The 25,833-nt window shown below is 69.2% G+C and carries 19 protein-coding genes and 1 pseudogene; 10 read left to right on the top strand and 10 right to left on the bottom strand.

The window, feature by feature from the left end; translation table 11 throughout:
• The first annotated feature begins 96 nt into the window (after positions 1-96).
• The 4 genes from cysK to H610_RS26125 all read left to right on the top strand — a co-directional run bounded on the left by cysK (position 97) and on the right by H610_RS26125 (position 5,867).
• The gene (cysK, locus tag H610_RS0112055) at positions 97-1,071 is read left to right on the top strand and encodes a cysteine synthase A (protein WP_028239901.1); all 975 of its coding nucleotides are present in this window, start codon (positions 97-99) and stop codon (positions 1,069-1,071) included.
• A gap of 545 nt (positions 1,072-1,616) precedes the next feature.
• The gene (aceK, locus tag H610_RS0112050; RefSeq protein ID WP_028239900.1) at positions 1,617-3,356 is read left to right on the top strand and encodes a bifunctional isocitrate dehydrogenase kinase/phosphatase; all 1,740 of its coding nucleotides are present in this window, start codon (positions 1,617-1,619) and stop codon (positions 3,354-3,356) included.
• 93 nt (positions 3,357-3,449) lie between these two features.
• The gene (locus H610_RS0112045; protein WP_043238490.1) at positions 3,450-5,489 is read left to right on the top strand and encodes a TonB-dependent receptor family protein; all 2,040 of its coding nucleotides are present in this window, start codon (positions 3,450-3,452) and stop codon (positions 5,487-5,489) included.
• A 255-nt stretch (positions 5,490-5,744) separates the two neighbouring features.
• Positions 5,745-5,867: a PA1414 family protein gene (locus H610_RS26125; protein WP_330216834.1), complete on the top strand. Its 123-nt coding sequence runs from the start codon at positions 5,745-5,747 to the stop codon at positions 5,865-5,867.
• Positions 5,868-5,918: 51 nt separating this feature from the next.
• Here the strand turns inward: H610_RS26125 and mdoH are convergent.
• The 3 genes and pseudogenes from mdoH to H610_RS0112030 all read right to left on the bottom strand — a co-directional run.
• Positions 5,919-8,339 (bottom strand): annotated as a pseudogene (mdoH, locus tag H610_RS23820) (glucans biosynthesis glucosyltransferase MdoH); the annotation flags it as partial.
• Between the two features lie 23 nt (positions 8,340-8,362).
• Entirely contained in the window at positions 8,363-9,949 is a 1,587-nt protein-coding gene (locus H610_RS0112035) for a glucan biosynthesis protein G (protein ID WP_408054995.1), read from the bottom strand.
• Positions 9,950-10,105: 156 nt separating this feature from the next.
• On the bottom strand, positions 10,106-11,344 hold the full coding sequence (locus tag H610_RS0112030) for a dicarboxylate/amino acid:cation symporter (RefSeq protein WP_028239897.1): 1,239 nt from the start codon (positions 11,342-11,344) through the stop codon (positions 10,106-10,108).
• Positions 11,345-11,588: 244 nt separating this feature from the next.
• Here H610_RS0112030 and H610_RS25805 point away from each other — a divergent pair, with 244 nt between their 5' ends.
• On the top strand, positions 11,589-11,780 hold the full coding sequence (locus H610_RS25805; RefSeq protein ID WP_152529095.1) for a hypothetical protein: 192 nt from the start codon (positions 11,589-11,591) through the stop codon (positions 11,778-11,780).
• On the opposite strand, the gene H610_RS0112020 is transcribed toward H610_RS25805, so the two are convergent.
• Positions 11,781-12,449, bottom strand: coding sequence for a phosphoribosyltransferase (locus H610_RS0112020; RefSeq protein WP_028239896.1), 669 nt, complete (start codon positions 12,447-12,449; stop codon positions 11,781-11,783).
• A 2-nt stretch (positions 12,450-12,451) separates the two neighbouring features.
• Entirely contained in the window at positions 12,452-13,795 is a 1,344-nt protein-coding gene (locus H610_RS0112015) for an erythromycin esterase family protein (RefSeq protein WP_028239895.1), read from the bottom strand.
• A 166-nt stretch (positions 13,796-13,961) separates the two neighbouring features.
• On the opposite strand from H610_RS0112015, the gene H610_RS0112010 reads away from it, so the two are divergent.
• Positions 13,962-14,189 carry a hypothetical protein gene (locus tag H610_RS0112010; RefSeq protein WP_028239894.1) on the top strand — a complete coding sequence of 76 codons (228 nt, stop codon included), beginning with the start codon at positions 13,962-13,964 and terminating at the stop codon, positions 14,187-14,189.
• On the opposite strand, the gene pdeM is transcribed toward H610_RS0112010, so the two are convergent.
• The 5 genes from pdeM to H610_RS0111980 all read right to left on the bottom strand — a co-directional run bounded on the left by pdeM (position 14,176) and on the right by H610_RS0111980 (position 21,572).
• Positions 14,176-14,859, bottom strand: coding sequence for a ligase-associated DNA damage response endonuclease PdeM (gene pdeM, locus H610_RS0112005; RefSeq protein ID WP_028239893.1), 684 nt, complete (start codon positions 14,857-14,859; stop codon positions 14,176-14,178). The genes H610_RS0112010 and pdeM overlap by 14 nt on opposite strands.
• Positions 14,860-15,325: 466 nt before the next feature.
• Positions 15,326-17,908 carry a ligase-associated DNA damage response DEXH box helicase gene (locus H610_RS0111995; RefSeq protein ID WP_028239892.1) on the bottom strand — a complete coding sequence of 861 codons (2,583 nt, stop codon included), beginning with the start codon at positions 17,906-17,908 and terminating at the stop codon, positions 15,326-15,328.
• A gap of 317 nt (positions 17,909-18,225) precedes the next feature.
• Complete coding sequence (locus tag H610_RS0111990) at positions 18,226-19,926, bottom strand: ATP-dependent DNA ligase (RefSeq protein WP_028239891.1); 1,701 nt, start codon at positions 19,924-19,926, stop codon at positions 18,226-18,228.
• A gap of 37 nt (positions 19,927-19,963) precedes the next feature.
• On the bottom strand, positions 19,964-20,977 hold the full coding sequence (locus tag H610_RS0111985; protein ID WP_028239890.1) for a ligase-associated DNA damage response exonuclease: 1,014 nt from the start codon (positions 20,975-20,977) through the stop codon (positions 19,964-19,966).
• 64 nt (positions 20,978-21,041) lie between these two features.
• Positions 21,042-21,572, bottom strand: a complete 531-nt coding sequence (locus H610_RS0111980; RefSeq protein ID WP_028239889.1) for a hypothetical protein — start codon at positions 21,570-21,572, stop codon at positions 21,042-21,044.
• Between the two features lie 152 nt (positions 21,573-21,724).
• Here H610_RS0111980 and H610_RS0111975 point away from each other — a divergent pair, with 152 nt between their 5' ends.
• Genes H610_RS0111975 through H610_RS0111960 form a run of 4 tightly spaced genes read left to right on the top strand, consistent with a single transcriptional unit; the run spans position 21,725 to position 25,476 of the window.
• Complete coding sequence (locus H610_RS0111975; RefSeq protein ID WP_043238481.1) at positions 21,725-22,222, top strand: LEA type 2 family protein; 498 nt, start codon at positions 21,725-21,727, stop codon at positions 22,220-22,222.
• An 8-nt stretch (positions 22,223-22,230) separates the two neighbouring features.
• On the top strand, positions 22,231-22,422 hold the full coding sequence (locus H610_RS24935; protein ID WP_084166445.1) for an SEC-C metal-binding domain-containing protein: 192 nt from the start codon (positions 22,231-22,233) through the stop codon (positions 22,420-22,422).
• 7 nt (positions 22,423-22,429) lie between these two features.
• On the top strand, positions 22,430-22,891 hold the full coding sequence (locus tag H610_RS0111965; protein WP_028239887.1) for a DUF2489 domain-containing protein: 462 nt from the start codon (positions 22,430-22,432) through the stop codon (positions 22,889-22,891).
• 56 nt (positions 22,892-22,947) lie between these two features.
• Complete coding sequence (locus tag H610_RS0111960; RefSeq protein WP_028239886.1) at positions 22,948-25,476, top strand: penicillin acylase family protein; 2,529 nt, start codon at positions 22,948-22,950, stop codon at positions 25,474-25,476.
• Positions 25,477-25,833 lie beyond the last annotated feature (357 nt).

Below are 25,833 nucleotides of genomic sequence, written 5' to 3'. Positions count from 1 at the left end.
GACTGCCGCCCGGCAGCGGGGTTCAGCGGCTTTGACGGGTTGCATGGGCGGGCATAGGCTTTTAGGCCCTACCGGCCTGCCAGAAGGACTTTCGCCATGAGCCGCATCTACGCCGACAACGCCCAATCCATCGGCAACACGCCCCTGGTCCGGATCAACCGCCTGGGACCGCGGGGCGTCACCCTGCTGGCCAAGATCGAGGGGCGCAACCCGGCCTATTCGGTCAAGTGCCGGATCGGCGCCAGCATGGTCTGGGCGGCCGAGGAGGAGGGCCGGCTCAAGCCCGGCATGACCCTCGTCGAGCCGACCTCGGGCAATACCGGCATCGGCCTGGCCTTCGTCGCCGCTGCCCGCGGCTACAAGCTGATCCTCACCATGCCCGCCTCGATGAGCCTCGAGCGGCGCAAGGTGCTCAAGGCGCTGGGGGCCGAGCTGGTGCTCACCGAGCCGGCCAAGGGCATGAAGGGCGCGATCGAGAAGGCCGCCGAGATCGCCCAGTCGGACCCGGAGCGCTACTTCATGCCGCAGCAGTTCGACAACCCGGCCAACCCGGCCATCCACGAGAAGACCACCGGGCCGGAGATCTGGAACGATACCGACGGCGCGGTCGACGTGCTGGTCGCCGGCGTCGGCACCGGCGGCACCCTCACCGGCGTGTCGCGCTACATCAAGCAGACCCGTGGCAAGCCGATCCTCTCGGTGGCGGTCGAGCCGACCGGCTCCCCGGTGATCAGCCAGACGCTCGCCGGGGAGGAGGTCAAGCCCAGCCCGCACAAGATCCAGGGCATCGGCGCCGGCTTCGTGCCGAAGAACCTGGACCTGTCGCTGGTCGACCGCGTCGAGCAGGTCTCCGACGACGAAGCCAAGACCATGGCCCTGCGGCTGATGCGCGAGGAGGGCATTCTCTGCGGCATTTCAGGCGGCGCGGCGGTCGCCGCCGCGGTGCGCCTGGCTGAGCAGCCGGACATGCAGGGCAAGACCATCGTCTTCGTGCTGCCGGATTCCGGCGAGCGCTACCTGTCCAGCATGCTGTTCGCCGACATGTTCACCGAGCAGGAGCTGGTGCAGTAGCAGCCGCGGCCCTTTTTCTTTCGTAGCGAGAGCGGGGCGCAGGTGCGTGCGCCGGCTCCGTGCAGGCCCGGTTCGCGACCGAGGTCGCTCCTACAAGAGCGCGTGCCCGCATATGCCCGTGGGGGCTTGGCCGCGACGAGGCTTCCGGGTCGCAGGCAGAGCCTGCTCCTACAGGTGTTCGCCGAGGCTGTCCCTTCTCCCGCCGGGAGAAGGTGGCCCGGAGGGCCGGATGAGGGGGCGTGCGCAGACCATCACCCAGCCCTCCCCCGGAGGAAGAGGCGCTGTTTCGGTGTCGATACGCGGCTCCGTGCAGGCTCGGTTCGCGACCGAGGTCGCTCCTACAAGAGCGCGTGCCCGCATATGCCCGTGGGGTTTTGACCGCGAACGAGGCTTCCGGGTCGCAGGCAGAGCCTGCTCCTACAGGTGTTCGCCGAGGCTGTCCCTTCTCCCGCCGGGAGAAGGTGGCCCGCAGGGCCGGATGAGGGCGTGCCTTTCCTTGCGACCGGGCACTGGCTAAGCTCGGAATCCCGTCCCAGGTATTCGACATGGCGCAGCACAGGCTGGCCGCGGACATCGCCCGGCAGGTTCTTCTCGGCTTCGACGATTACCGCGAGTGGTTTCGCCGCATCACCGAAGGCGCGCGGGTGCGCTTCGAGCAGGCGCGCTGGCAGGAGGCGCAGCAGGCCTCCGCCGCGCGCATCAAGCTGTACGAGGAGAAGGTGGCCGAGACCGGCGCGCGGCTGCGCCAGGCCTTCGACGAGGCCGCGCTGCTGAACGTCGAGGCCTGGCCGGAGGTCAAGGCCGCCTACATCGAGCTGATCGACCGGCGTCTTGACGATGAGCTGGCCGAGACCTGGTACAACTCGATCTTCTGCCGCCTGTTCAGTCACGACTGCATCAACGACGGCACCATGTTCATCCACAGCACGCGCCCGGCCATGCGCGCCCCGCAGAGGGCGACGCAGATCCGCCGCTACACGCCTGACGGCGACCTGCGCGGGATGCTCGAACGCATCCTGCGCGACTACGCCTTCTCGGTGCCCCATGCCGACCTGGCAGGCGACTGCGCGCGGCTCGAGGCCCAACTGCGCCAGTATCTGCCGGACTGGGTGTGCAAGGATCCGGTGCTGGCCGTGGAGCTGTTCGCCTCGGTGCTCTACCGCAACAAGGGCGCCTACCTGGTCGGGCGCCTCTTCACCCGCGACGAGCAGTGGCCGCTGGTGATCCCGCTGCTCAATCGCGAAGGCCTAGGCGTGGTGGCCGACACCCTGATCACCGACGAGTCGGAGGTGTCGATCATTTTCTCCTTCACCCGCTCGTACTTCATGGTCGAGGTGGCGATCCCCGCCGAGTTCGTCGCGTTCCTCAAGCGCATCCTGCCGGCCAAGCACGTCGCCGAGCTGTACACCTCGATCGGCTTCTACAAGCACGGCAAGTCGGAGTTCTACCGGGCGCTGATCGAACACCTGGCCACCAGCGACGACCGCTTCGTGATGGCGCCCGGCGTGCGCGGCATGGTCATGAGCGTGTTCACGCTGCCGGGCTTCAACACCGTGTTCAAGGTCATCAAGGACCGCTTCTCGCCGATCAAGAGCGTCGACCGCGCGACCGTCATCGAGAAGTACCGGCTGGTCAAGCACGTCGACCGGGTCGGGCGCATGGCCGACACCCAGGAATTCGCCGACTTCCGCTTTCCCAGGGCGCGCTTCGAGCCCGAGTGCCTCGCCGAGCTGCTGGAGGTCGCGCCTTCCACGGTGGTGGTCGAGGGCGATACGGTGCTCATCCGCCACTGCTGGACCGAGCGCCGGATGACGCCGCTGAACCTCTACCTGGAGAACGCCGGCGAGCAGCAGACGCTCGAGGTGCTGGAAGACTACGGCCTGGCCATCAAGCAGCTGGCCGCGGCCAACATCTTTCCCGGCGACATGCTGCTGAAGAACTTCGGCGTCACCCGCCACGGACGCGTGGTGTTCTACGATTACGACGAGATCAGCTACCTCACCGAGATCAACTTCCGGCACATCCCCGAGCCGCGCTACCCGGAGGACGAACTGGCCTCCGAGCCCTGGTACTCGGTGGGGCCGAACGACGTCTTCCCCGAGGAATTCCCGCGCTTCCTGTTCGCCGACGCGGCGCAGCGCCGGCTCTTCGCGCGGTTGCACGGCGAGCTGTACGACGCCGATTACTGGAAGGGCCTGCAGGCGGCGATTCGCGAGGGGAGGGTGATCGACGTGTTTCCGTACCGGCGCCGGGCGATCGCGCAGCGGATGGCGGCGAGTCAGTAAACCCTCCCGGCTCGCCGTGGTCCATTGCAGGCCCGCCCCGGTCCGCTCGGCCCGGAGGCGATGACCAGAACACTGCACAAGGACAGTCGCCCCGTGTCTGCCTTCCGATCTTCACCGCCGCGCACCTGGCTCCTGCTGCTGCCGTTCTCCCTGCCCGCGATGGCCTTCGCCCAGGAGCCGGTGGTGGTCGAACCGCTGATCATCACCGCACCGCGCACCAGCTCCGGCTGGCTGCAGACCCCCGCCGCAGTCGGCGCGGTGGAGGCCGCCGACGTGCAGGGCGAGCAGCGCCTGACGCTCGACCGCCTGCTGGCGCCCGTGCCCGGCGTGCTGACGCAGGACCGCTACAACTTCGCCCAGGGCATGCGCCTGTCGATCCGCGGCTTCGGCGCCCGCGCCAGCTTCGGTACGCGCGGGGTGCGCGTGCTGGTGGACGGCGTGCCGCTGACCATGCCCGACGGCCAGACCGAACTCGACGGCCTCGACCTCGGCCTGGTGGAACGGCTGGAAGTGCTGCGCGGCCCGGCCTCGACGCTCTACGGCAACGCCGCCGGCGGTGTGCTGCTGATCGAGACCCGCGAACCACCGGCAGTGCCCTACGCGCTGGTCGATCTCAGCGGCGGCGAGCTCGGCTATCGCCGTGCACAGGTCGAGGCCGGCGCCAGCCAGGGCGACCTCGGCGCGCTGTTCGCGGTGAGCCGGACGGAGCTGGACGGCTACCGCGCGCACAACCGCGCGGAAACGCTGGCCGTCACCGGCAAGCTCAACTGGTATGCCAGCGCCGGGCAACTGGGACTGACGCTCAACGCCATCGACAACCGCACCGAGGACCCGGGCGGGTTGCGCATCGACGAAGTCCGTGCCGACCGCGACCGGGCCGCACCGAACAACCTGCTGTTCGACGGCGACGAAAGCGTTCGCCAGCAGCGCATGGCGCTGAGCTGGAAGGGGCGTGCGCCCGGCGAGGACGACTACCTGGTGCGGGCCTGGTACGGCCGGCGCGATTTCGCCAACCGCCTGCCGTTCGAGGACGGCGGCCAGGCCGGATTCGACCGCGACTTCGCCGGCCTCGGTACGCAATACACCCACCGCGCCCAGTGGTTCGGCATGGCCCACCAGCTGACCGCCGGGGTCGACCTGGAGGCCCAGCGCGACGACCGCACCCGCCACGACAACCTGCAGGGCACGCGCGGGGTGCGGACCGGCGATCAGGAGGAAAAGGTCGACAGCTGGGCACTGTTCGTCGAGGACGAGATCGCCCTGAGCGAGCGCTGGCTGGCCACGCTGGGGCTGCGCTACGACGAGGTGCGCATCGAGGTGGACGACCGCTTCGTCACCGCGACCGACCCGGACGAGTCGGGCAGCCGCCGCCTGGACGACTGGAACTACAGCGCCGGCCTGAGCTACCGGCTCGATGCACATCATCGCCTGTACGCGCGGGTCGCCACTTCGTTCGAGACGCCGACCAACAACGAGCTGGCCAATCCGGCCGGCGGCGGCTTCAACCCGTCCCTGGGCCCGGCGCAGGCGCTAAACCGTGAGGTCGGGCTGAAGGGCGAGTGGGACGACCTGCGCTACGAGGCCGTGCTCTACAGCGTGCGGGTCGAGGACGAACTGGTGCCCTTCACCCTGCCCGACGAGCCGGGGCGCACCTATTACCGCAACGCCGGCGAATCGCGTCGCGACGGCGTCGAGCTGAGCCTGGACTGGCGCTTCGCCCCGCGCTGGGCGCTGGCCGCCGCCTACAGCTACAACGACTATCGCTATGTCGACTACCGCCTCGACGACGAGGTGTTCGATGACAACGCGCTGCCCGGAATCGCCCGTCACGCGCTCTTCACCGAGCTGCAGTACGAGTACGACGGCTGGTACACCCGGGTGAACGCCAACGCCTACGGCCGGCAATACGCCGACGACGCCAACCAGACCCGCATCGGCGGCTACGCGCTGTACAACCTGCGGGTGGGCAAGCGCCTGGCCTGGGCCGGCCAGGAGATCGAGCCCTACCTCGGCATCGACAACCTCACCGGCCGCGACTACTACGACAACATCCGCATCAATGCCGCGGCGGGTCGCTATTTCGAGCCGGCGCCGGGGCGCACGCTCTATGCCGGGGTGAAGTTGACGTTCTGAGCGAACTTGCGCAGAGCCGACCGGTCGCACCTTATGAGGCCCTTTCCTGCGACCTTGACAGGGTGAAGACCAGGCGCCATCGCGTGGGGGTGTGGCCGATCATGGGTACCGCGAGGTGTCCGTGATAGGAGCCGGCAATGACCGTCACGGAATGAATCAATCGCCCGTTGGGCTGGCATGGGTTAGGCTGTCGAACGAGGCCTGGCCTCTGCCGCCAACCGGCACCCAACCATCGTGTTGTAGGAGGGTCGATTCATGAAAGCATGGCTAGATCGCGTGAGCTGGAATCTGGCGGTGTGGCTGGGGCTCGTGGAGCCTCCCAAGCCTCAGCCGATTCCCGTGCGAGCGCAGCCGGCGCGTCCCCAGCGGCGTCGTTGAGCAGAAGGCCGGCCTTGCGCCGGCCTTTGTTATTTGGGAAGTCGACACCCGCTAGGCAGGCCCCGTGGTTTCGCCTAGCGGCACGCCTTGGGCCGGCTCGGGTGTCGGGCTTGCGGTCACCGAGCGCGGCAGCAGGTTCCAGGCGTCCACCCAGCGTTGATGATCGGGGTCGCCGGTGGTCGCCTCGTGCAGCAGTGCCAGGCCCCGCGGGTCGTCCAGCAGCTTCCAGCGCGCCTCGCTGGCGCCCTGCATCGGGCCGGCGGCGAGGATGGCGTCCAGCCGCGCCTGGCGCAGGCTCTGGGCCGAGGCGACGTCCTTCGCATGCCGCGCCCGCGCCATGGCGCAGGCCAGGGCGTTGATCAGCGGATCCACCGCGGCCTGCAGGAAGCCCTGGGGCAGCGCGACGCGCTGGTTCTGCTGCAGGTAGTCATCGGTGGCCTGCAGTTCGGCCGGTGGTGCGTATTCCTCGGGAATCAGGAACAGCTTCAGGCGTTTCGCGCCCAGGCCTAAGCTGGTCCGGCTGGACAGCACCGATACCGGCGCCGACAGCATCAGCGACACCACGATGGGCGCCAGCCACCAGAGGAACAGCGGGTCGAGCCAGGCCACCAGGGCGGTCCAGAGCACCCCGATGAGCATCTGCGAGCCGTGCCGCAACAGCCCCTCGCTCCAGGGCGTGGCGTTGTCCGCGCGCTGCGGCGAGTTCCACTGCACCGACCAGCCGAGGAACGCCGAGACCACGAACAGCGTGTGGAACAGCATGCGCACCGGCGCCAGCAGCACCGAGACGAACATTTCCAGCAGCATCGAGACGAACAGCCGCAGCGAGCCGCCGAAGGCCCTGGCACCCTTGACGCAGATCAGCAGCACGCTCAGCAGCTTGGGCAGGAAAAGGAGCACCAGGGTGGTGGAGAAGAGCGCGATGGCCAGCTCCGGGTTCCATCGCGGCCAGACCGGGAACAGCTGCATCGGCTGGATGAAGTACTGCGGCTCCATCAGCTTGTGGATCGCCAGCAGCGCGGTGGACAGCACCAGGAACAGGAACCACAGCGGCGCCGACAGGTAGGACATGACGCCGGTGAGGAATACCGCGCGGTGCACCGGGTGCATGCCCTTGACCAGGAACAGGCGGAAGTTCATCAGGTTGCCCTGGCACCAGCGGCGGTCGCGCTTGAGCTCGTCCAGCAGGTTCGGCGGCAGTTCCTCGTAGCTGCCCTCCAGGTCATAGGCGATCCACACGCCCCAGCCGGCGCGACGCATCAGCGCGGCTTCGACGAAGTCGTGCGAGAGGATGGCGCCGGCGAAGCTGCCCTTGCCCGGCAGCGGCGCCAGGGCGCAATGCTCGATGAACGGCTTGACCCGGATGATCGCGTTGTGGCCCCAGTAGTGGGATTCGCCGAGCTGCCAGAAGTGCAGGCCGGCGGTGAACAGCGGGCCGTAGACGCGGGTCGCGAACTGCTGCAGGCGCGCATAGAGGGTGTCCATGCCGGAGGCCTTGGGCGCGGTCTGGATGATCCCGGCGTGCGGATGCGCCTCCATCATGCGCACCAGCGTGGTCAGGCAGTGGCCGCTCATCACGCTGTCGGCGTCGAGCACCACCATGTAGCAGTACTGCCGGCCCCAGCGCCGGCAGAAGTCGTCGATGTTGCCGCTCTTGCGCTTCACCCGCCGGCGGCGGCGCCGGTAGAAGATACGGCCGAAGGCGCCGAGCTCCCGGCACAGCTCCAGCCAGGCCTTCTGTTCGGCCACGCAGGTGTCCGGGTCGTTGCTGTCGCTGAGCACGAAGAGGTCGAAGTGCTCGTGCTGGCCGGTGCGCAGCAGCGATTCGTAGGTCGCGCGCAGGCCGGCGAACACCCGTGGCACGTCCTCGTTGGCGATCGGCATCACCAGGGCGGTGCGCGCCTCGGGCGCGATCGGGCCTTCGGCCGCATCGCGGGCGGAAATGCTGTAGCGGTCGCCGCCCATCAGCAGTTCGAGAAAGCCCATCAGCGCCGTCCAGAAGCCCACCGACACCCAGCAGAACAGCAGCGCGAACAGCAGCAGGATGCTGGTCTGCACCACGTAGGGCAGCACCTGCCGGGCCGACTCCAGCCAGCCCTGCTGGATGACCTCCTGCAGGTCCACCAGGGCCCAGCCCTGGTAGGGCAGCACGGCCTTCATGTACCAGGTGGCGATGGTCGTCTGGACGACCATCAGCACGACCAGGACCAGCCGCCTGAGCATTCCCACCTGGCGCCAGCGGGCCTCTTCGTCGAAGCGCCCGGCTTCGCGCTGGCGGAGCTTGCCCTGGCGGCCGAACAGCCGTCGCCAGCCGCGCGCGATCGGGTTGGTCTGCCAGGGCTCCGGGGTCATGCTGGCCCGGGTGAGGGGCGGCGTGCTGCGGATGTAGACGTGCCCCTGGGCGTCGGTGTCCAGCAGGTCGCCGTCGTCCAGGGCATCGCCCCAGCCTTCGCGCAGGCGCTGCTCGACAGTGAGCAGCGTGTCGCCGGCCTGGCTCATTGCGCGGGCACCTGGTAGCTCCAGGTCTCGGACAGCGCGCGCTCGCCGTCCATCAGCGCGGCGCGCATCTCCAGCGGCCGTGCCGGGTCCTTCACACGTACGCGCAGGGTCAGCCGGCGGCCCTGGGTGACCGGGTGGTAATGCACTTCCTGGCCGACCAGCTCGCCGTTGTCGCCGACGCTGATCGCGGTCTGCACCGGCGTCTCCGGCGGCAGTTCCGACAGCGCCGGCCCCTGGAAGTCGATCACGTAGGCAACGCTGCCGTCCGGCTCGCGGATCAGGTTCGCCTGCTTGACCTCGCCGGTGGAACGGCGCGTCTGTTGTACCCAGGCGAGTTCACCGTGGTGCAGCGCGGCCTCGTCGATGGTGAAGTGCACGCGGTAGCGCAGCTCCAGCGCTTCGCCGCGCTCGGGAAGCTGTTCGGGGGTCCAGAAGGCTACGATGTTGTCGTTGGTCTCGTCCCGGGTCGGGATTTCCACCAGCTCCACCTTGCCCTTGCCCCAGTCGTCCAGGATCTCGACCCAGCCGCTGGGGCGCAGGTCGTAGCGGTCTTCCAGGTCTTCGTACTGGCTGAAGTCGTGACCGCGCTGCATCAGGCCGAAGCCCTTGGGATTCTCGATGGTGAAGGTGCTCACCGACAGGTGGCGGGGGTTGTTCAGCGGGCGCCAGATCCATTCGCCGTTGCCGGCGTGGATCGCCAGGCCGTTGGAGTCGTGGATCGCCGGGCGGTAGTTGACCTCGGCGGCGGGGTCGTTCGGGCCGTAGAGGAACATGCTGGTCAGCGGCGCGATGCCGAGCTTGCCGACCGGCGCGCGCAGGTACACCTTGGCGTGCACCTCCACGCTGGTGTCCTTGCCCGGGGTCACGACCATCCGGTAGGCGCCGGTGGCGCGCGGCGAGTCGAGCAGGGCGTAGATGACCAGGTTGCGACGGTCGGGCGCGGGGTGCTCCACCCAGAACTCGCTGAAGCGCGGGAATTCCTCGCCGGCGGGCATCGCCGTGTCGATGGCCAGGCCGCGCAGCGACAGGCCGTACCACTGGTCCTTGCCGAGCGCGCGCAGGTAGCTGGCGCCGAGGAAGGTGATGAGTTCGTCGTTCTTGTCCGGCTTGTTCAGCGGGTAGAGCACCTTGAAACCGGCGAAGCCGAGGTCCTTGGTGGCCGCCTTGTCGAACTGCAGGTTGCTGAAGTCGAACATCTCCGGGTTGTATTCGATCGGCCGGACGCCGTTGGCGGTGATCTCGTTGATCTTCACCGGCACGTCGAAATGCATGCCCTGGTGGTAGAAGAACAGTTTGAACGGCGTGGGCTCATCGACCCAGTGCGCATGATCCTCGCGGAAGCGGATGCGTTGGTAATCCGCGTATTTCATTTCTCGGAACACGGGGGGCAGGTTCGACTGCGGCATGGCGAATTCCTGGCCGGCCAGTTTCTCTGCCCTGGCCGCGACATCGTCCAGGCTGAACGCCCAACCCTGGGACGCGCCGGCCATCAACACGGACGCAAGCAGGGTACTTGCGGCGGTCGTGTGCACGCGCGCCTTCCTGGTACGGAACAAGCTATTCATTGCTGACGTGATCTCGATCATTGAGTCGATGAGGGTTTCCCGGAGGCGAAAGGAACCCTTCAGACCGGGAAAACAGCACTTTGTGCAATGCTGCCGGTTAAATTTGCACCTTCTCGTAACGAATTGCCACTGGGGGCGCGCAAATCGCGCCGCCGCAGGCGGGGCCGCGCCGGTTCAGTCGCGCGGATCGCCGTCGGCGAATTTCTGCACCACCAGGCTGCCGGTGATGTCGCCCTGCACGTTCACCGCCGTGCGCACCGTGTCCAGCAGACGGTCGATCGGTAGCAGGATGGCCACCGCCTCGGCCGGCAGGCCCACGGCCTGCAGCACCATCACCATGGTCACCATACCGGCGCTGGGAATGCCCGGCGCGCCGGTAGAGGCGATCATCGCGGTGAAGAACACCACCATCTGCTGGGCGAAGCTCAGCTCGATGCCGACCAGGTTGGCGACGAACAGGGCGGCGGCCGCCTCGTAGAGCGCGGTGCCGTCCATGTTCATGGTCGCCCCCAGCGGCAGCACGAAGCCGGCGATGCCGCGGCGCACCTGCAGGTTCTCCTCGGCGCAGCGCATCGAGACCGCCAGGGTCGCCGAACTGGAGCTGGTGGCGAAGGCTGTGATCAGCGCCTCGCGCGCGCCGCGCCAGAACCACAGCGGCGAGCGGCCGGTGGCCAGGAACAGGATGCCCGGCAGCACCACGATGCCGTGGAACAGGGTGGTGGCGAATATCAGCACGATGAAGCCGCCCACCGCGCCGAGCAGCGCCACGTCCTGCTCGGCCACCAGCCGGACGAGCAGCGCCAGGATGCCCAGCGGCGCGAGCCGCATGATCCAGCCGATGATGCGCAGCAGTAGCTCCAGCAGTTCCTGCAGCAGCACCAGGATGTTGCGGTAGCGCTCGCCGCCGGCCACCAGCGCGATACCGATGAACAGGGCGAACACCACGATGGCGAGGATGCTGCCGTCGGCGAAGGCGGCGAAGGGGTTCTGGAACAGGTTGGCGAAGAAGTGCTGGAAGAACTCGGGCATGGTCAGCTGCCTGGCCTCGAACGAGGCCATGGCGTCGGCGAACAGGTCGAGTGACAGCCCGGCGCCCGGCTCGAAGATGTTCGCCGCGACCAGCGCCACCACCATCGCCAGGCAGGTGGTCGCGGTGAAGTAGACCAGGGTGGTCAGCCAGACCCGGTGGACCTGGTGGTGCGCCTGCAGGTTGGCCACGCCGACTGCGATGGAAGTGAACACCAGCGGCACCAGCACCATCTTCAGCAGCCCGACGAAGATGCCGCCGAGCAGGTTGCTGGCGTAGAGCACGCCTTCGCGCAGGCCCGACTCGGCCGGCAGGGTACCGGTCAGCCAGCCGATCAGCACGCCCAGGCAGGCCGCGACGAGTATCTGCAGGTTGAGGCTGGGCATTGCGGGGGATTCCTTGTGCCGGTTGTGAGCGTTCGGGCCCGGGTCGGGCGAGGCATTCGACAGCATGGCCCGTGCCATGTCGCCGAGGCCGTCGCGCATGAAAGCACCTGGACGCGCAGGCGCCAAGTACGCAGCGCTCGCCGCAGAGGCTTCGGCGCGGCCGGCGGCGTCCCGACGAGCAGCGGGAATTCTCGCCGGCTGCCGGTCTCTACCGTCAGGACACTCATTGATCGTGGAGGCGAGCATGATCACCAGCGACAGTCATTCGGCAGCCGTACGAGGGCCCGGCGCGGGCGAAGAGGCGTGGGTCCTGCGCGATCTGCTGCAGGCCGGCGGCGTGCCGGGAGATCCGGAAGAGCCGGGCGTGCCGACCCAGCCGAGCGAGCCCGGCGAACCCACGGTGCCCGACCAGCCGCCGCCGGCGCCGGTCGCCTGATCAGGCGGCCGAGGCCGCGCGGCCCAGCAGCTCGATGACTTCCTCGTCGCTGGTCTGAGAGAAGTCCTGGTAGTGCAGCCCGACGCCCACGAAGGGCTCGGGCATGGCCAGGCAGACCAGTTCGTCGACCTCGGGCTGCAGGCTTTCCACCACCAGGCGCGGGGCGACCGGCACCGCCAGCACCAGACGCGCGACGCCAGCCTTGCGCAGCCCCTTGAGCGCTGCGCGCACGGTCGCCCCGGTGGCGATACCATCGTCCACCAGGATCACCTCGCGCGAGGCCAGCAACGGGGCCGGCCGGTCGCCGCAGTAACGCTGGCGGCGCCGCTCCAGTTCCTTCAGCTGGCGCGTCATCTCGCTCTCGAACCAGCCGGCCGGCGGCGCCAGCCGGCGTATCAGCGCCTCGTTGACCACCCACTGCGGATCGGCGCCGTCGATCACCGCGCCGAGGCCGAGTTCCTCGTTGCCGGGCGCACCGATCTTGCGCACCAGGATCAGGTCCAACACGGCATCCAGGCGCCGGGCGATCGGGTAGCCCACCGGCACGCCGCCGCGCGGCAGCGCCAGTACCAGTGGCCGTGCAGGGGCGAGGTGCTGCAGGGCGTCGGCCAGGACCTCGCCGGCTTGCCGGCGATCAAGGAACAGGGGCGAGTGCTCGAACGGGCGCATGGCTACTCTCCGAACGGGTAGGTGTCGGGAACGGCCGATTCTTCCGGTACGCGCGGGCCGATCGGGGTCACGGCGGTGGTCTGCTCGAACCACAGCATGGCGTCGAACTGCTCGGCGAGAATGGCGCGGAAGTAATGGCTCTGGCGCTCGGTTTCCGGGCGGTAGATGACGCCGATGGCGCGTTCCAGCCGGGGCCGCGACAGCAGGGTGCGCAGCTCGCCGCGGGCCTCGCCGCGCCAGTCGGTCAGCGATGCCGGGTGGCCGGCCCTGAGGAACAGCTGTTCCCAGCTGTCCGGCCGCGAGGGTCGCACCTGCTTGATCTGCATCGGCTCGTCCCAGTTGTCGGCGGCGGCCACCTCGCCGCGGTCGGTGGCCATGCCGATCAGCACCGCCTCGCCACCGAAGGCCGTGCGGCACAGCTCGCCGATGTTGAACTCGCCGGACCAGCCCATCGAGGTCGCCGCGGCGTTGCCGATGTGCGAGTTGTGCGCCCAGACCACGGCCTTGGCCTGCGGCCCGCGGTGTTCGAGCAGCGCGCGCAGGGTGTCGAACATGTGCCGGTCGCGCAGGTTCCAGGATTCGGTGGAGCCGCGGTACATCGTCCGGTAGTAGCTTTCCGCGGCGAGCACCACGCGGGCGTTCCGCTCGGCGTTGAAGAACTGCTCGCCGTCCTGCGCCATGTAGTCCAGGCGCTGGTCGAGCAGGGCGCGCAACTGCTCGACCACAGCCTGCTCGCAGGAGGGCTCGCCGAACAGCATCACGTTGTGCCCATAGGTCGCCGGCTCGTCTTGCCAGGGCGTCAGGCAGCCGTAGCGCTTGCGGGCCTCCACGGCGGCGTCCGGGTCCACCTTGTCGAGATAGCTGAGCACCTCGGTCAGCGAGGAGCCGAGGCTGTAGACGTCCAGGCCGCGGAACTCGACGCGCTGCCCGGCCGGCAGCTGCTCGTTGTGCCCGCGCAACCAGCGGGTGAATTCGGCCACCTCGCGGTTGCGCCACATCCAGGTCGGGAAGCGCTCGAAGGCGTCGTGCTGCCAGGTGGCGGGTGCGCGCTGGCGCACATGGCGGTCGATATGCGCGGCATCCGGCCAGTCGGCCTCGGCCGCGACGATCTCGAAACCGTGGCGTTCGATCAGCCGACGGGTGACCGCGGCGCGGGCGCGGTAGAACTCGGAGGTACCGTGGCTGGCCTCGCCGATGAGCACGACCCGGGCGTCGGCGAAGCGGTCGAAGGCTTCGGCGAACGCGGGGTCGTCCAGGCCGGGGAGCGGCTCGCCATGATGGCGCAGCTGCTCCACCAACTGCTCTTCGCGGATTTCGGGAATGGCGCGCAGGCGGGTCTGGGTCATGGCCTCGGCTCCTCTGGTCATTCTCTAGCGACCGGAGGCCGGCGGGCCTTGTTCCGGACGCTCGACGAAGGGTTGGACGACGGCCGGATGAACTGGCGCGAAGCGCCGGGTCTAAACAGTTCGTGCGGTACGGACCGCCTTGATGATGACTTTGCGAGGGCGCTTCATGACCACCTGGATCATTGCGTACAACAAAGACGGCAACACATCGACGCTGAAGACGGAGGCCGAAGAGAAGCCGGACATGGAAAAGGCCGTCGAACTCGTATCCCGCCATGCCGAGGAGCGCTTCGCAGACGAGGGCGTCGAGCGCGAGCTGTCCGACGACAGCAGCCCGGCCAACCGCCTGGCCGAGCGCTTCGGCATCACCATCACCGGCATCACCCAGGCGTGACGCCCGATTCGGCGACGGCCAACGGCCAGACGCCGCCTTCTCCCACCAGATAGATCCGCTGTCCGCCTGCCGGCTCGATGTTCATCGAGCCGGTGAAGGCGCCGAACGCCGGCAACAGGCTCAGCCGCTCGCCGATGCAGAAGCAGGGCAGGCGCACGGACTGGCGCCCGCGCCCGCGCAGGCTGAAGGCGGGGTGCAGGTGCCCGGCCAGCACGCTGTGAGTCGGGTGCGGGCGGGGCTCGTGCTGCAGCGCCAGCGGCCCGAGCAGCAGCGGCTCGGGCACCACCTCGATGCCGAGCGATGACGGCGGGTCGCCGGCGCGACGGTCATGGTTGCCGCGGATCAGGGTGATCGCCAGTTGCGGCTGGCTCGCCCGCCAGTTCGCGAGCCGCTGCAGCGTCGCCGGCGCGCGCGATTCGGGGGCGTGCAGGAAGTCGCCGAGCACGATCAGCCGGCGCGCGGGGTAGGCCGCCAGCAGCGCATCGAGCCGGGCGAGGTTGTCATCGGTGGTGCCGTGCGGCACCGGCTGGCCGAGCCGCCGGTAGGCGGCCGCCTTGCCGAGGTGCAGGTCGGCGATCAGCAGCGCCTGCTGGCCAGGCCAGAAGATCGCCTTGCCGGCAAGCAGCCAGAGTTCGGTGCCGGCCAGGGTGATGGGGAGGTGGGAATGCATGCGGGCAAGCTTACCGGAGGCCGTGTCCCGACGGCTCGCGAGCCGACCGGACGCTCTCCCTCACCCCCGGCCCCTCTCCCGCAGGGAGAGGGGAGATGTCTGGTGGCGGCCATGGTGCCGTGCAGCGTCGTTCGCGGTCGAAACCGCTCACACAAGAGCATCGCCCCGAGGTCGGGCCTCCCACGAAAGCAGCGGTGCCGCACCGGACCTGTGGGAGGCCGCGCCCGTTCCCGACGGGCTTGCGGCATTCACCACATCCCTGTGGATTGCGCGCCCTCGCGGCGACGCTGTCAGCCAAGGTCCTCGGGCACGGCTCGTCGCAGGAGCGGCCTTGGCCGCGAATGGGCGGTGGAGACTCGTTCGCGGTCGAGACCGCCCCACAGGGCATGCCGGGCTTTCAGGCCGGCGCCGGCTTTTTCCTTCTCCGTGCGGGAGAAGGTGGCCCGCAGGGCCGGATGAGGGAAGGCTAGCCCCCGGCCTTCTTCTTCACCCGCGGGCGGCCGTCCTTGCGTTGGCGCGGCGCGCGCGGACGCTTGCCGGTGTCGTCGCGCTCGACCGCTATCGTCTCGCGCGGCGATGCGCTGCCGCCCGGACCGGCGGCCTTTTCCAGGTCCTTGAGCATGCGGGCGATGCGGTCGGCCAGCTTTTCCGAACTCATGCTCTCGCGGAAACGCTCGACCAGCAGCGGGAAAGCCAGTGGCGTCGGCCGCTTCGGCGTTCTCAGGTCCAGGGTCCGCCGCTGCAGGCGCTCCAGTGTGCGCTCGAGCCGGTCGACCTCCAGTTCCTGGCGCAACGCTTCTTCCTGTGCCTGGGTGAGCAGCAGGTTGTCCGGGTCGTACTGGCGGAACACGTCGAAGAACAGCCCGCTGGAGGCCTGCAGCTGGCGGGCGCTCTTCTGCGCGCCGGGGTAGCCGGAGAACACCAGGCCAGCGATCCGTGCGATCTCGCGAAAGCGCCGGCGCGCCAGTTCGCCGGCGTTCAGGCTGCCGAGCACGTCGTGCAGCAGGTGCTCCTGGCCGAAAAGCTCGCCACCGAGCGACTGCGCCCAGTCCACCTCGGTGGCCGACAGCAGTTCGAAGCCGTAGTCGTTGACCGCGATGGAGAAGGTCACCGGCGCGCGCCGGCCCATGCGATAGGCGAGCAGGCTGGCCAGGCCGAGGTGCACCTGGCGTCCGGCGAAGGGGTAGAGGAACAGGTGCCAGCCCTCGCGCGACTTCAGCACCTCGGCCAGCAGCGTGTGTTCGGTAGGCAGGGCGGACCAAGCCATCTGCACGTCGAGCAGCGGGCCCGCCAGCCGCATCTCGGCGCTGTCGAAGGCCCCGCGCGAGGCGGCGCCGAGCTGCTCGACCACGGCGTCGGCGAGCTCGCTGGAAAGCGGCATGCGCCCGCCGTTCCAGCGCGGCACCGCGGGCTTGCGTCCGGCGGCGCGGCGCACGTAGGCGGTCATGTTCTCGACCCGCACCAGTTCCAGCAGGCGGCCGGCGAACAGGAAGCAGTCGCCCGGACGCAGGCGCGCGATGAAGCCTTCCTCCACCGAGCCGAGCGAGCCGCCGGCGCCGCCCTTGCTCCAGTAGCGCACGTGGAGGCTGGCGTCGCTGACGATGGTGCCGATGCTCATCCGGTGGCGCTGGGCGACGCGCCGGCTGGGCACCCGCCAGAGGCCGGTCTCGTCGGGCTCGACGCGCTGGTAGTCGGGATAGGCGGTGAGCGAGTGGCCGCCGTGGCGGACGAAGGCCAGCGCCCAGGCCCATTCCGCGTCGCCGAGCCCACGGTAGGACCAGGCGCCGCGGACCTCGGCGAGCAGCTCCTCGGGGCGGAAGCCGCCGCCCAGGGCCATGCTCACCAGGTGCTGCACCAGCACGTCGAGCGGCTTGGGCGGGGCGCTGCGCGCCTCGATCCGGCGCTCGGCCACGGCGCGCTGCGCGGCGGCGGCTTCCACCAGTTCCAGGCTGTGGGTGGGCACCAGGGTGACGCGCGAGGGGCGCCCCGGCGCATGCCCGGAACGGCCGGCGCGCTGCATCAGCCGCGCCACGCCCTTGGGCGAACCGATCTGCAGCACGCGCTCGACCGGCAGGAAGTCGACCCCGAGGTCGAGGCTGGAGGTGCAGACCACCGCCTTGAGTTCGCCCTTCTTCAGCCCCAGCTCGACCCAGTCGCGCACCTCGCGGGCCAGCGAGCCGTGGTGCAGGGCGATCAGCCCAGCCCAGTCCGGTCGGGCTTCGAGCAGTGCCTGATACCAGAGTTCGGCCTGCGAGCGGGTGTTGGTGAATACCAGGGTGGTGGCCGCCGAATCGATCTGCTCGACCACCTGCGGCAGCATCTTCAGCCCCAGGTGGCCGGCCCAGGGAAAGCGCTCGATGGCCTCCGGCAGCAGGGTGTCGACCCGCAGGTCCTTCGGCACCTGGCCCTGCACCAGGCGGCCCTGGCCGGGATGCGCCAGCACCTCCAGCGCGTGCGGCTGGTTGCCCAGGGTCGCCGACAGGCCCCAGACGATCAGCTGCGGGTGCCAGCGGCGCAGGCGCGCCAGGGCCAGCTGCAACTGCACGCCGCGCTTGTTGCCGAGCAGCTCGTGCCATTCGTCCACCACCAGCATGCGCAGCCCGGCAAAGGCCTCGCGGGCGTCGGCGCGGGTCAGCAGCAGGGTCAGGCTCTCCGGCGTGGTCACCAGCGCGCTGGGCAGCCGGCGGCCCTGGCGGGCGCGCTCGGCGGAGTCGGTGTCGCCGGTGCGCAGGCCGAGCGTCCAGGGAATGCCGAGGTCGTCCAGCGGCGCCTGCAGCGCGCGGGCGGTGTCGGCGGCCAGCGCGCGCATCGGGGTGATCCAGAGCACGCTGAGCGGGGCGGCCCTGCCTGCGGCGGAGGTCTTCGTGGAGGCGAAGCGATTGAGCGCGCCGAACCACACCGCGTAGGTCTTGCCCGCGCCGGTGGTGGCGTGCAGCAGGCCGGATTCCCCGGCCTCGATGGCCTGCCAGACCTGCTGCTGGAAGGGAAAGGGCCGCCAACCTCGCTGGGCGAACCAGGCAGCGGCGGGGGCGCCAGCGAGCACCCTCACCCCCGGCCCCTCTCCCGCGGGGAGAGGGGGGATGTGCGCGGACGTTGGTGGCGTTGGTGGCTTTCTCCCTCTCCCTCTGGGTGAGGGCTGGTCGGGAACGATGTCGGTGCCGGGCTCCCTCACCCCCGGCCTCTCTCCCGTGGGGAGAGGGGAGATATGTGCGGAGGCTGGTGGCGTTGGTGGCTTTCTCCCTCTCCCTTTGGGAGAGGGCTGGGGTGAGGGCTGGTCGGGAACGATGCCGCTGCCGGGTTCCCTCGCCCCCGGCCCCTCTCCCTTGGGAAGAGGGGGAGTATTCGCCGCGGGCTTGCGGGTATCGTTCATCCCAGCAGGTCCCGCAGCGTCGCGAGCGTGTCGGCTTCCTCGATCGGCTTGTCATGCCGCCAGCGCAGCATTCGCGGGAAGCGCACGGCAATGCCGCTCTTGTGTCGGCTGCTGGCGGCGATGCCTTCGAAGCCGAGCTCGAATACCAGCGTCGGCGTCACGCTGCGCACCGGGCCGAATTTCTCCACTGTGGTGCGCCGCACGATGGCGTCGACCTGGCGCATTTCCTCGTCGGTCAGGCCCGAATAGGCCTTGGCGAAAGGCACCAGGCTGCGGTTCGGATCGCCCGGCTCGCCGTCCCAGACGGCGAAGGTGAAGTCGGTGTACAGGCTGGCGCGGCGGCCATGCCCGCGCTGGGCGTAGATGAGCACGGCGTCGACCGAATAGGGATCGATCTTCCATTTCCACCAGACGCCGACGTCCTTGGTGCGGCCGACGCCGTAATGGGCGGCGCGCGCCTTGATCATCATGCCCTCGACGCCGCGTTCGCGGGAGGCCTCGCGCTGGGTGGCAAGGTCCGCCCAGTCCCGGCCTTCGATCAGCGGCGAGGCCATCAGCCGCGGGTTCGGGCAGTCGGCCACGACGCGCTCCATCTGTGCCCGCCGTTCGTGCAGTGGGCGCAGGCGCCAGTCCTCGCCACGCCACTCCAGCAGGTCGTAGGCGAGCAGCACCACCGGCGCCTGTTCCAGGACCTTGGCCGTGAGGTTCTTGCGGCCGATGCGCTGTTGCAGCAGGGCGAACGGCTGGACCCCACCGCGCGCGGGCGCCTGTGCGCCGGCGTGCTCGAAGGCCTCGCCCTGCAGCGGTTCGTCCTCGTGCTTCCAGACTACGATCTCGCCGTCCAGCACGGTGCCGTCGGGCAGGCAGCCGGCCAGTTCGCAGAGCTCGGGAAAGCGCTCGCTGACCAGTTCCTCGCCGCGCGACCAGACCCAGATCTGCCCGTCGCGCTTGACCAGCTGCGCGCGAATGCCGTCCCACTTCCATTCGACGAACCAGTGCTCCGGCGCGCCGAGCAGGGTGTCGAACTGCTCGACCGGCGCCTGCAGCGAGTGCGCGAGGAAGAAGGGATAGGGCTGGCCGCCGCGCTGGGCATGCTCGTCGTCCGATTCCGGGGCGATCAGTGCGCGGTAGCCTTCCGCGCTGGGCCGGTGCGACAGGTCGGTGTAGCCCACTAGGCGCTGGGCCACCCGTTTCGGATCGAGGTCGGCCAGCGCGGCGAGCGCGCGGGTGACCAGCAGCTTGGACACGCCGACGCGGAAGGCGCCGGTGATCAGCTTGATGCAGACCATCTGGCTGCGCCGGTCCAGCTGCGCCCACAGCGGCGGCAGGCGCTCGGCCAGCTCCTCCGGCGGCAGGCCGCGCAGCGGCAGCAGCTTGTCCTGCATCCACACGGCCAGGCCGTCGTCGTCCTGGTGTTCGGCCTCGGGCAGCAGCAGCGAGATGGTCTCGGCGAGGTCGCCGACGGCCTGGTAGCTCTCCTCGAACAGCCAGTCGGGCAGGCCCGAGGCGCGTAGCGCGGTCTCGCGCAGCAGGCGCGTGGGCACCAGTTGGCGCGGCCGGCCGCCGGCGAGGAAATACACCGCCCAGGCCGCGTCCTCGGCGGGCGCCTCGCGGAAGTAGTCGCGCATGGCGGCGAGCTTGGCATTGCTGCCGGTGGTGGCGTCGAGCCGTGCGTAGAGGGCGGCGAAGGCCTTCATCGACGGCGCTCCGCAGTTGTCCGGTCGAATGCCGGCATCATTCGGCCTCCTGCACCAGCGCATCGTCCTCTTCGCCGTACTCGGTATCGAACGCCTGGGCGTCGAGACCTTGCTCGCACAGGTAGCGCACCAGCACGGCGACCGAGCCGTGAGTCACCATCACCCGTTCGGCGCCGGTCTGTTCGATGGCCCAGAGCAGCCCCGGCCAGTCCGCGTGGTCGGAGAGCACGAAGCCGCGGTCGACCCCGCGCCGCCGGCGAGTGCCGCGCAGCATCATCCAGCCGCTGGCGAAGCCGTCGGAGAAATCACCGAAGCGGCGCACCCAGGTGCTGCCGCCGGCCGAGGGCGGGGCGAGGACGATGGCCTGCTTCAGGCGCGGGTCGCCCTTGGCCAGGTCGCCCGTGTAGAGCGTTTCGGGCAGCGCGATGCCGGCCTCGCGATAGACCCGGTTCAGGGGCTCGACGGCGCCATGTACCAGGATCGGGCCGATCGAGGCGTCGAGCCCGTGGAGGATGCGCTGCGCCTTGCCGAAGGCGTAGCAGAACAGCACGCTGGCGCGGCCGACCGCGGCGTTGGCGCGCCACCAGTCGTTGATTTCGGCGAACACCTGGCGTTGCGACGGCCAGCGGTAGATCGGCAGGCCGAAGGTGGATTCGGTGATGAAGGTATGGCAGCGCACCGGTTCGAAGGCGGCGCAGGTGGCGTCCGGCTCGACCTTGTAGTCGCCGGAGGCGACCCAGACCTCGCCGCAGTGCTCGATGCGCAGCTGCGCCGAGCCCAGCACGTGGCCGGCGGGGTGGAAGCTCAGGCGCACGCCGTTGTGCTCGAGCGTTTCGCCGTAGGCCAGCGTCTGTAGCGGCATGTCCTGGCCGATGCGGGTGCGCAGGACGCCTTCGCTGTCGCGCGTGGCCAGGTAGTGGCCCATGCCCCAGCGCGCGTGGTCGCCATGGGCGTGGGTGATGACGGCCCGGTCCACGGGCCGCCAGGGGTCGATGTAGAAGTCGCCGGGCGGGCAGTACAGGCCCTCCGGGCGGGCGATGACGAGGTCCATGGGGCTAGGGCTGATGGGCTTGTGGATTTTGAGCCCGCCCTGCACCGGGAGTTCGTCCGGTCGCTCAGTCCTTCAGCGTCAGGTGCGCGACGTTCGGCACGGGGCCGCCGGTCGGCCGCGGTGTCTCGCCCATGTCGCTGCCGACCGGGGCGAGGCTGAGGTGGCCGAGGTCCAGTGCCGGGGCCGGGGTGTCCGGGCGCCGATCCTGCAGGTCCGCGCCGACCGGCGCGATGCCGAAGTCCGGTGCCTGGATGTCGGCGAAGGCGGCCATGTATTCGTCGCGTGGCGCCACCTGCAGGCGGCCTGCGGCGGGGGAGGTGGGTGCGGGGGCGGCGGCCGGAGCCGCGGCGGCAAGCGGCGCGGGCGGGTCCATGGGGCTGACTTCGGCGCGGGCCCCGGCGCGTTCCAGCGTGCTGCGGTACTTTTCCACCGCGGCGGCATCGAGGTTCTGCTTGAGGACGATGCGGCGCCCGCTGAACAGCTGGTCGATGCGCTGCGCGTCCGCCTGGAACAGGCGGGCGAGGTTGGCCTTGACCTGGTCCGCTTCGGCGCCAGGCACCAGTTGGCCGGAAAAGGCGATTTCGTAACGACTCATGCGCATGCACTCCTGTAGTCGGCATTGGAGGCACCCTGGCCTCATAGGATCGTCATCTGCGTCGGCGAGTATGAACGAGGGCTATTTGCCACGACACCCCATTGCGGCACGCTGGCCGCTTGCTACACTGAGCCGTCCTTTGGAGTACCGGAATGCTTTCCCAGGTGCGCAACATAAATATTCTGAAAACCGCGATCTTCCTGGGCCTGCTGGCGACGTTGGGAGGCTGTTCCACCTGGTTTACCGGGGACTTCGAGGAGCCGCAGGTCCAGCTCACCAAGGTCGAGGTGGTCAAGGCCCGTTTGCTCGAGCAGGAGTTCCTGCTGCGCTTTCGCATCCGCAACCCGAACGACCGCAGCCTTCCGGTGAGGGGGCTGGCCTATACCGTTCATCTGAACGACATCAAGCTCGCCAGCGGCGAGTCTAGCCTGTGGGCGACCATCCCCGCGCACGCCTCGGAAGTCTACGAAGTCCCGGTGCACACCAATCTCTGGCGCCACATGAAGTACATCGTGCGCCTGCTGGAAAAACCGGACCAGCCGATTCGCTACCGCCTGGAAGGCGAGGTGAAGACCGGGCTGATGTTCGGAAGACGCGTGCATATCGCCAACAACGGCGAGATAATTCCCGGCGATTTCATCCCGGAGTAGCGTCACCCATGAACACCCCCGCGCCCCACGTCCACGGCCCCGATTGCGACCACGACCATGACCACGATCATGGCCATGTGCACGGCCCGCACTGCAACCATCATCACGAGCCGGTGCGCAATCCGCTGAAGGACGTCGGCCGTAACGATCCCTGCCCGTGCGGCAGCCAGAAGAAATTCAAGAAGTGCCACGGCGCCTGATCCGCTCATGAGCATTCTCGCCATCCTCCTTCTCGTACTCGCCGTCGCGATCATCGCGGCGCTCGGCGCGTATGCGCTGTACCTGTGGCGACGGGTCTGGCACAACGAGCGCGAGCTCGCCAGGGCCCGGGCCGAGCGCCAGGCCGCGCTGGCCGAGGATCTGCGCATCCTCGCCAGCAGCCTGCTGGACGAACAGTTGCCGCTTATCGAGGGCGCCATCCGGATCAAGGTGCTGATCGACAACTACGACGCCACGCTCGGCCAAGACCCACGCTGCGAAGTGTTCCAGCAGCTCTACCAGGCCACCGAGCACGTGCCGACGCACGCCGCCTGGACGGCGCTGGAGCGTACCGAGCGGCGCCGTCACGAGGCGAACTTCAGTGCGCTGGAGTTGCAGCACAAGGCCCAGGCCCGCCGCTCCGCCCGCTGGCTGCTGGACGAGGCGCTGCCGCGTTCACGGGCCGCCTGAATCACATCCGACCAGACTGACTGCATTCCCTTCGCGCCCCATCCGAGGAGCCGTCGATGCCATTGCGTGTGCCTTTCCCCCTGCTGTCGCTGGCGCTGGGCGCCATGCTCGGCCTGACCGGCTGCCAGGCCTACCTGGACAGCCGCTATCGCGACAGCCTGCCGCCGGAACACGGCATCCAGCCGATCACCGGCCTGGCCGGCAGCGTCAGCATCCGCCGCAACGCGCTGGGCATGCCGCTGATCGAAACCACCAGCCTGCACGACGCCATCTTCGCCCTCGGCTATGTACACGCCACCGACCGCCTGAGCCAGATGGTCGGCATGCGCCTGATGGCCGAGGGGCGGCTGGCGGAAATGGTCGGCCCCGGCGTGCTGGAGATCGACCGCTTCATGCGAGCGGTCGACCTGCGGCGCAGCGCCGAGGCGGCCTACCGCAATGCCTCGCCGCGGATGAAGGAAATCTTCGAGGTCTATGCCCGCGGGGTGAATGCCTACCTGTTCCGCCACCGCGACGCCTTGCCGATGGACCTGGCCGAAGCCGGCTACCGGCCGCCGTACTGGAAGCCCGAGGACTCGGTGCTGGTCTACACGCTGCTGAACTTCGGCCTGGCGGTGAACCTGCAGGAGGAGATCGCCGCCCTGGCGCTGGCGCAGAAGGTCGGCGCCGACAAGCTCGCCTGGCTGCTGCCGATCTATCCCGACGAGCCCCTGCCGTTCGAGGAGGCGGCCAAGCTCGAAGGCCTCGACCTGACCGGCAGGCTGCCCGGCCTGGCCGCGCTGCATGACGCCTCCAGGCAGGTCGCCGGGCACGGCCTGCTGGGTGTCGCGGCGTCCAACAACTGGGCGATCGCCGGCAGCCGCACGCGCAGCGGCAAACCGCTGCTGGCCAACGACACCCACCTGCCGCTGTCGATGCCGTCCTACTGGAACTACGTGCACATCCGCGCGCCGCGCTTCCAGGCCGCCGGCGTGTCCATCGCCGGAGTGCCGGCCGTGGTCGCCGGCTTCAATGGCAAGCTCGGCTGGGGCATGACCATGGTCATGGGCGACAACCAGGACCTGTTCCTCGAGCAGGTGCGCCGCGAGGGCGAGCGCCTGCTGTACCTGGCCGACGGCCAGTGGGTGCCGGCGCGCGAACGCCATGAGACCTTCTTCATCAAGGGCCAGCGGCCGGTCCGCGAGACCCTCTACGAAACCCGCAACGGCCCTCTGCTCGACAACGTGCTGGGCGAGCGCAAGCATCCCCTGCAGCCGTTGCAGATCGGCAGCGGCTACGGGCTGGCGCTCAAGAGCGTGCAACTGGAGACGGACCAGTCGCTCGACGCCTTCTTCCGGCTGGCCGAGGCGCAGTCGGTGGACGAAGCCTTCGAGGCCACGCGCGACATTCGCAGCGTGGCCCTGAACGTGCTGTTCGCCGACGCCAGCGGCATCGGCTGGCAGGTGACCGGGCGCTTCCCCAATCGCCGCGAAGGGCTGGGGCTGGTGCCTTCCCCGGGCTGGGACGGGCGCTACGACTGGGACGGCTACGCCGATCCCATGCTGCACCCCTACGACCAGGACCCGGCGCAGGGCTGGCTGGGCACCGCCAACCACCGCAGCGTGCCGCGCGGCTACGGCATGCAGCTGTCGAGTTCCTGGTACTACCCGGAGCGCTACGAGCGCCTGGCCGAGCTGCTCGGGCAGGGGAGGCACGACCTGCGCAGCACCATGGCCATGCAGTACGACCAGACCACGCCGTTCGCCGCCAAGCTCCAGGCGATGTTCGAGGGTCCGGGCATGGCCCAGCCGCTGCGCCAGGCGATCGCCGCGCTGCCGGCGGCCGAGCGTGCCCGCGCCGCGGAAGCCCTTGACCGCCTGATGAAGTTCGACGGTCGGCTGGCGGCGACCTCGGCGGATGCGGCGCTCTATGAAAGCTTCCTGCAACAGAGCGCGCGCGAGATCTTCCTCGACGAATTGGGCCCGGTGGAGTCGCCGGCCTGGCGCGCGCTGGTGCAGGCGGCGGACCTGTCCTATTCGGCGCAGGCCGACCACCTGCTCGGCCGCGAGGACAGCCCGTTCTGGGACGATGTGCGCACGCCGGCGCAGGAAGACAAGCCGGCGATCCTCGCCCGTGCCCTGGCGGCGAGCGTCGCCGCGCTGGAGCAGCAGCTCGGCGCCGATCGTACCGGCTGGCAGTGGGGCCGGCTGCACAGCTACCACTGGCGCAGCAACAGCACCCAGCTGGCGCCCTACATGAACGCCAGCCAGCGCACCGCGGTACAGGCCATCGGCGGCTACCTCGATCGCGGACCCTACGCGGCCGGCGGCGACCACAGCACGCTGAACGTGTCCGGCTACCACTGGGGCGAGAGCTTCGATACCTGGCTGGTCCCGGCGATGCGGCTGATCGTGGACTTCGGCGAAGAGGAGCCGATGAGGGCGCTGAACAGCTCCGGCCAGTCCGGCAACCCGGCCAGCCCCCACTACGCCGACGGCATCGACGCCTGGCTGAAGGGCGGCTACCAGGTCTTCCCGTTCAAGCCGGAAAACCTCGACGGCGTTTACGGCACACGCCGCCTGCTGTTGACCCCGGCCTCGAAATAGCGAGGCCGGTTCTTGGCCGGCGTAGGGTGGGCCGGGCGGCGTTCCGCTTCAGCCCGCCAGGTTGCTGGTCTGCCTTGGTGGGCTGAAGCCCACCCTTGTATCTCGACTACCACGCCATCCGGGGTGATAGTTCCCGACTGATCATCGGGGGAAGGTCAGGAAGCCGTGCCCACCCTGAGGCCCTGAGCCTGTGAAGTAGATACTGCTCCGGCCTTCCACACTCACTCTTGAAGCTCGAACGGTATCCAGAGCCCGCCGCTGGCGAGAGCTCGCATCCACAAGGTTGAGCCGAGTGCAGTGATGATCGTTGGATCAATAGAAGGAGTTTCCATGCCCCGCGTCATCGGCATCGATATC

The sequence above is a fragment of the Stutzerimonas azotifigens DSM 17556 genome (genome assembly GCF_000425625.1).
GTDB classification, from domain to species: domain Bacteria; phylum Pseudomonadota; class Gammaproteobacteria; order Pseudomonadales; family Pseudomonadaceae; genus Stutzerimonas; species Stutzerimonas azotifigens.
The sequence above is the reverse complement of the archived record's forward strand: the minus strand, read 5'-3'. Positions and strand labels throughout refer to the sequence as shown.

What these genes read in the sequence shown, in the direction of transcription:
- cysK (WP_028239901.1), top strand. Translation starts at nt 97, where the DNA reads ATGAGCCGCATCTACGCCGACAACGCCCAATCCATCGGCAACACGCCC.
- aceK (WP_028239900.1), top strand. Translation starts at nt 1,617, where the DNA reads ATGGCGCAGCACAGGCTGGCCGCGGACATCGCCCGGCAGGTTCTTCTC.
- H610_RS26125 (WP_330216834.1), top strand. Translation starts at nt 5,745, where the DNA reads ATGAAAGCATGGCTAGATCGCGTGAGCTGGAATCTGGCGGTGTGGCTG.
- H610_RS0112030 (WP_028239897.1), bottom strand. Translation starts at nt 11,344, where the DNA reads ATGCCCAGCCTCAACCTGCAGATACTCGTCGCGGCCTGCCTGGGCGTG.
- H610_RS25805 (WP_152529095.1), top strand. Translation starts at nt 11,589, where the DNA reads ATGATCACCAGCGACAGTCATTCGGCAGCCGTACGAGGGCCCGGCGCG.
- H610_RS0112020 (WP_028239896.1), bottom strand. Translation starts at nt 12,449, where the DNA reads ATGCGCCCGTTCGAGCACTCGCCCCTGTTCCTTGATCGCCGGCAAGCC.
- H610_RS0112015 (WP_028239895.1), bottom strand. Translation starts at nt 13,795, where the DNA reads ATGACCCAGACCCGCCTGCGCGCCATTCCCGAAATCCGCGAAGAGCAG.
- H610_RS0112010 (WP_028239894.1), top strand. Translation starts at nt 13,962, where the DNA reads ATGACCACCTGGATCATTGCGTACAACAAAGACGGCAACACATCGACG.
- pdeM (WP_028239893.1), bottom strand. Translation starts at nt 14,859, where the DNA reads ATGCATTCCCACCTCCCCATCACCCTGGCCGGCACCGAACTCTGGCTG.
- H610_RS0111990 (WP_028239891.1), bottom strand. Translation starts at nt 19,926, where the DNA reads ATGAAGGCCTTCGCCGCCCTCTACGCACGGCTCGACGCCACCACCGGC.
- H610_RS0111985 (WP_028239890.1), bottom strand. Translation starts at nt 20,977, where the DNA reads ATGGACCTCGTCATCGCCCGCCCGGAGGGCCTGTACTGCCCGCCCGGC.
- H610_RS0111980 (WP_028239889.1), bottom strand. Translation starts at nt 21,572, where the DNA reads ATGAGTCGTTACGAAATCGCCTTTTCCGGCCAACTGGTGCCTGGCGCC.
- H610_RS0111975 (WP_043238481.1), top strand. Translation starts at nt 21,725, where the DNA reads ATGCTTTCCCAGGTGCGCAACATAAATATTCTGAAAACCGCGATCTTC.
- H610_RS24935 (WP_084166445.1), top strand. Translation starts at nt 22,231, where the DNA reads ATGAACACCCCCGCGCCCCACGTCCACGGCCCCGATTGCGACCACGAC.
- H610_RS0111965 (WP_028239887.1), top strand. Translation starts at nt 22,430, where the DNA reads ATGAGCATTCTCGCCATCCTCCTTCTCGTACTCGCCGTCGCGATCATC.
- H610_RS0111960 (WP_028239886.1), top strand. Translation starts at nt 22,948, where the DNA reads ATGCCATTGCGTGTGCCTTTCCCCCTGCTGTCGCTGGCGCTGGGCGCC.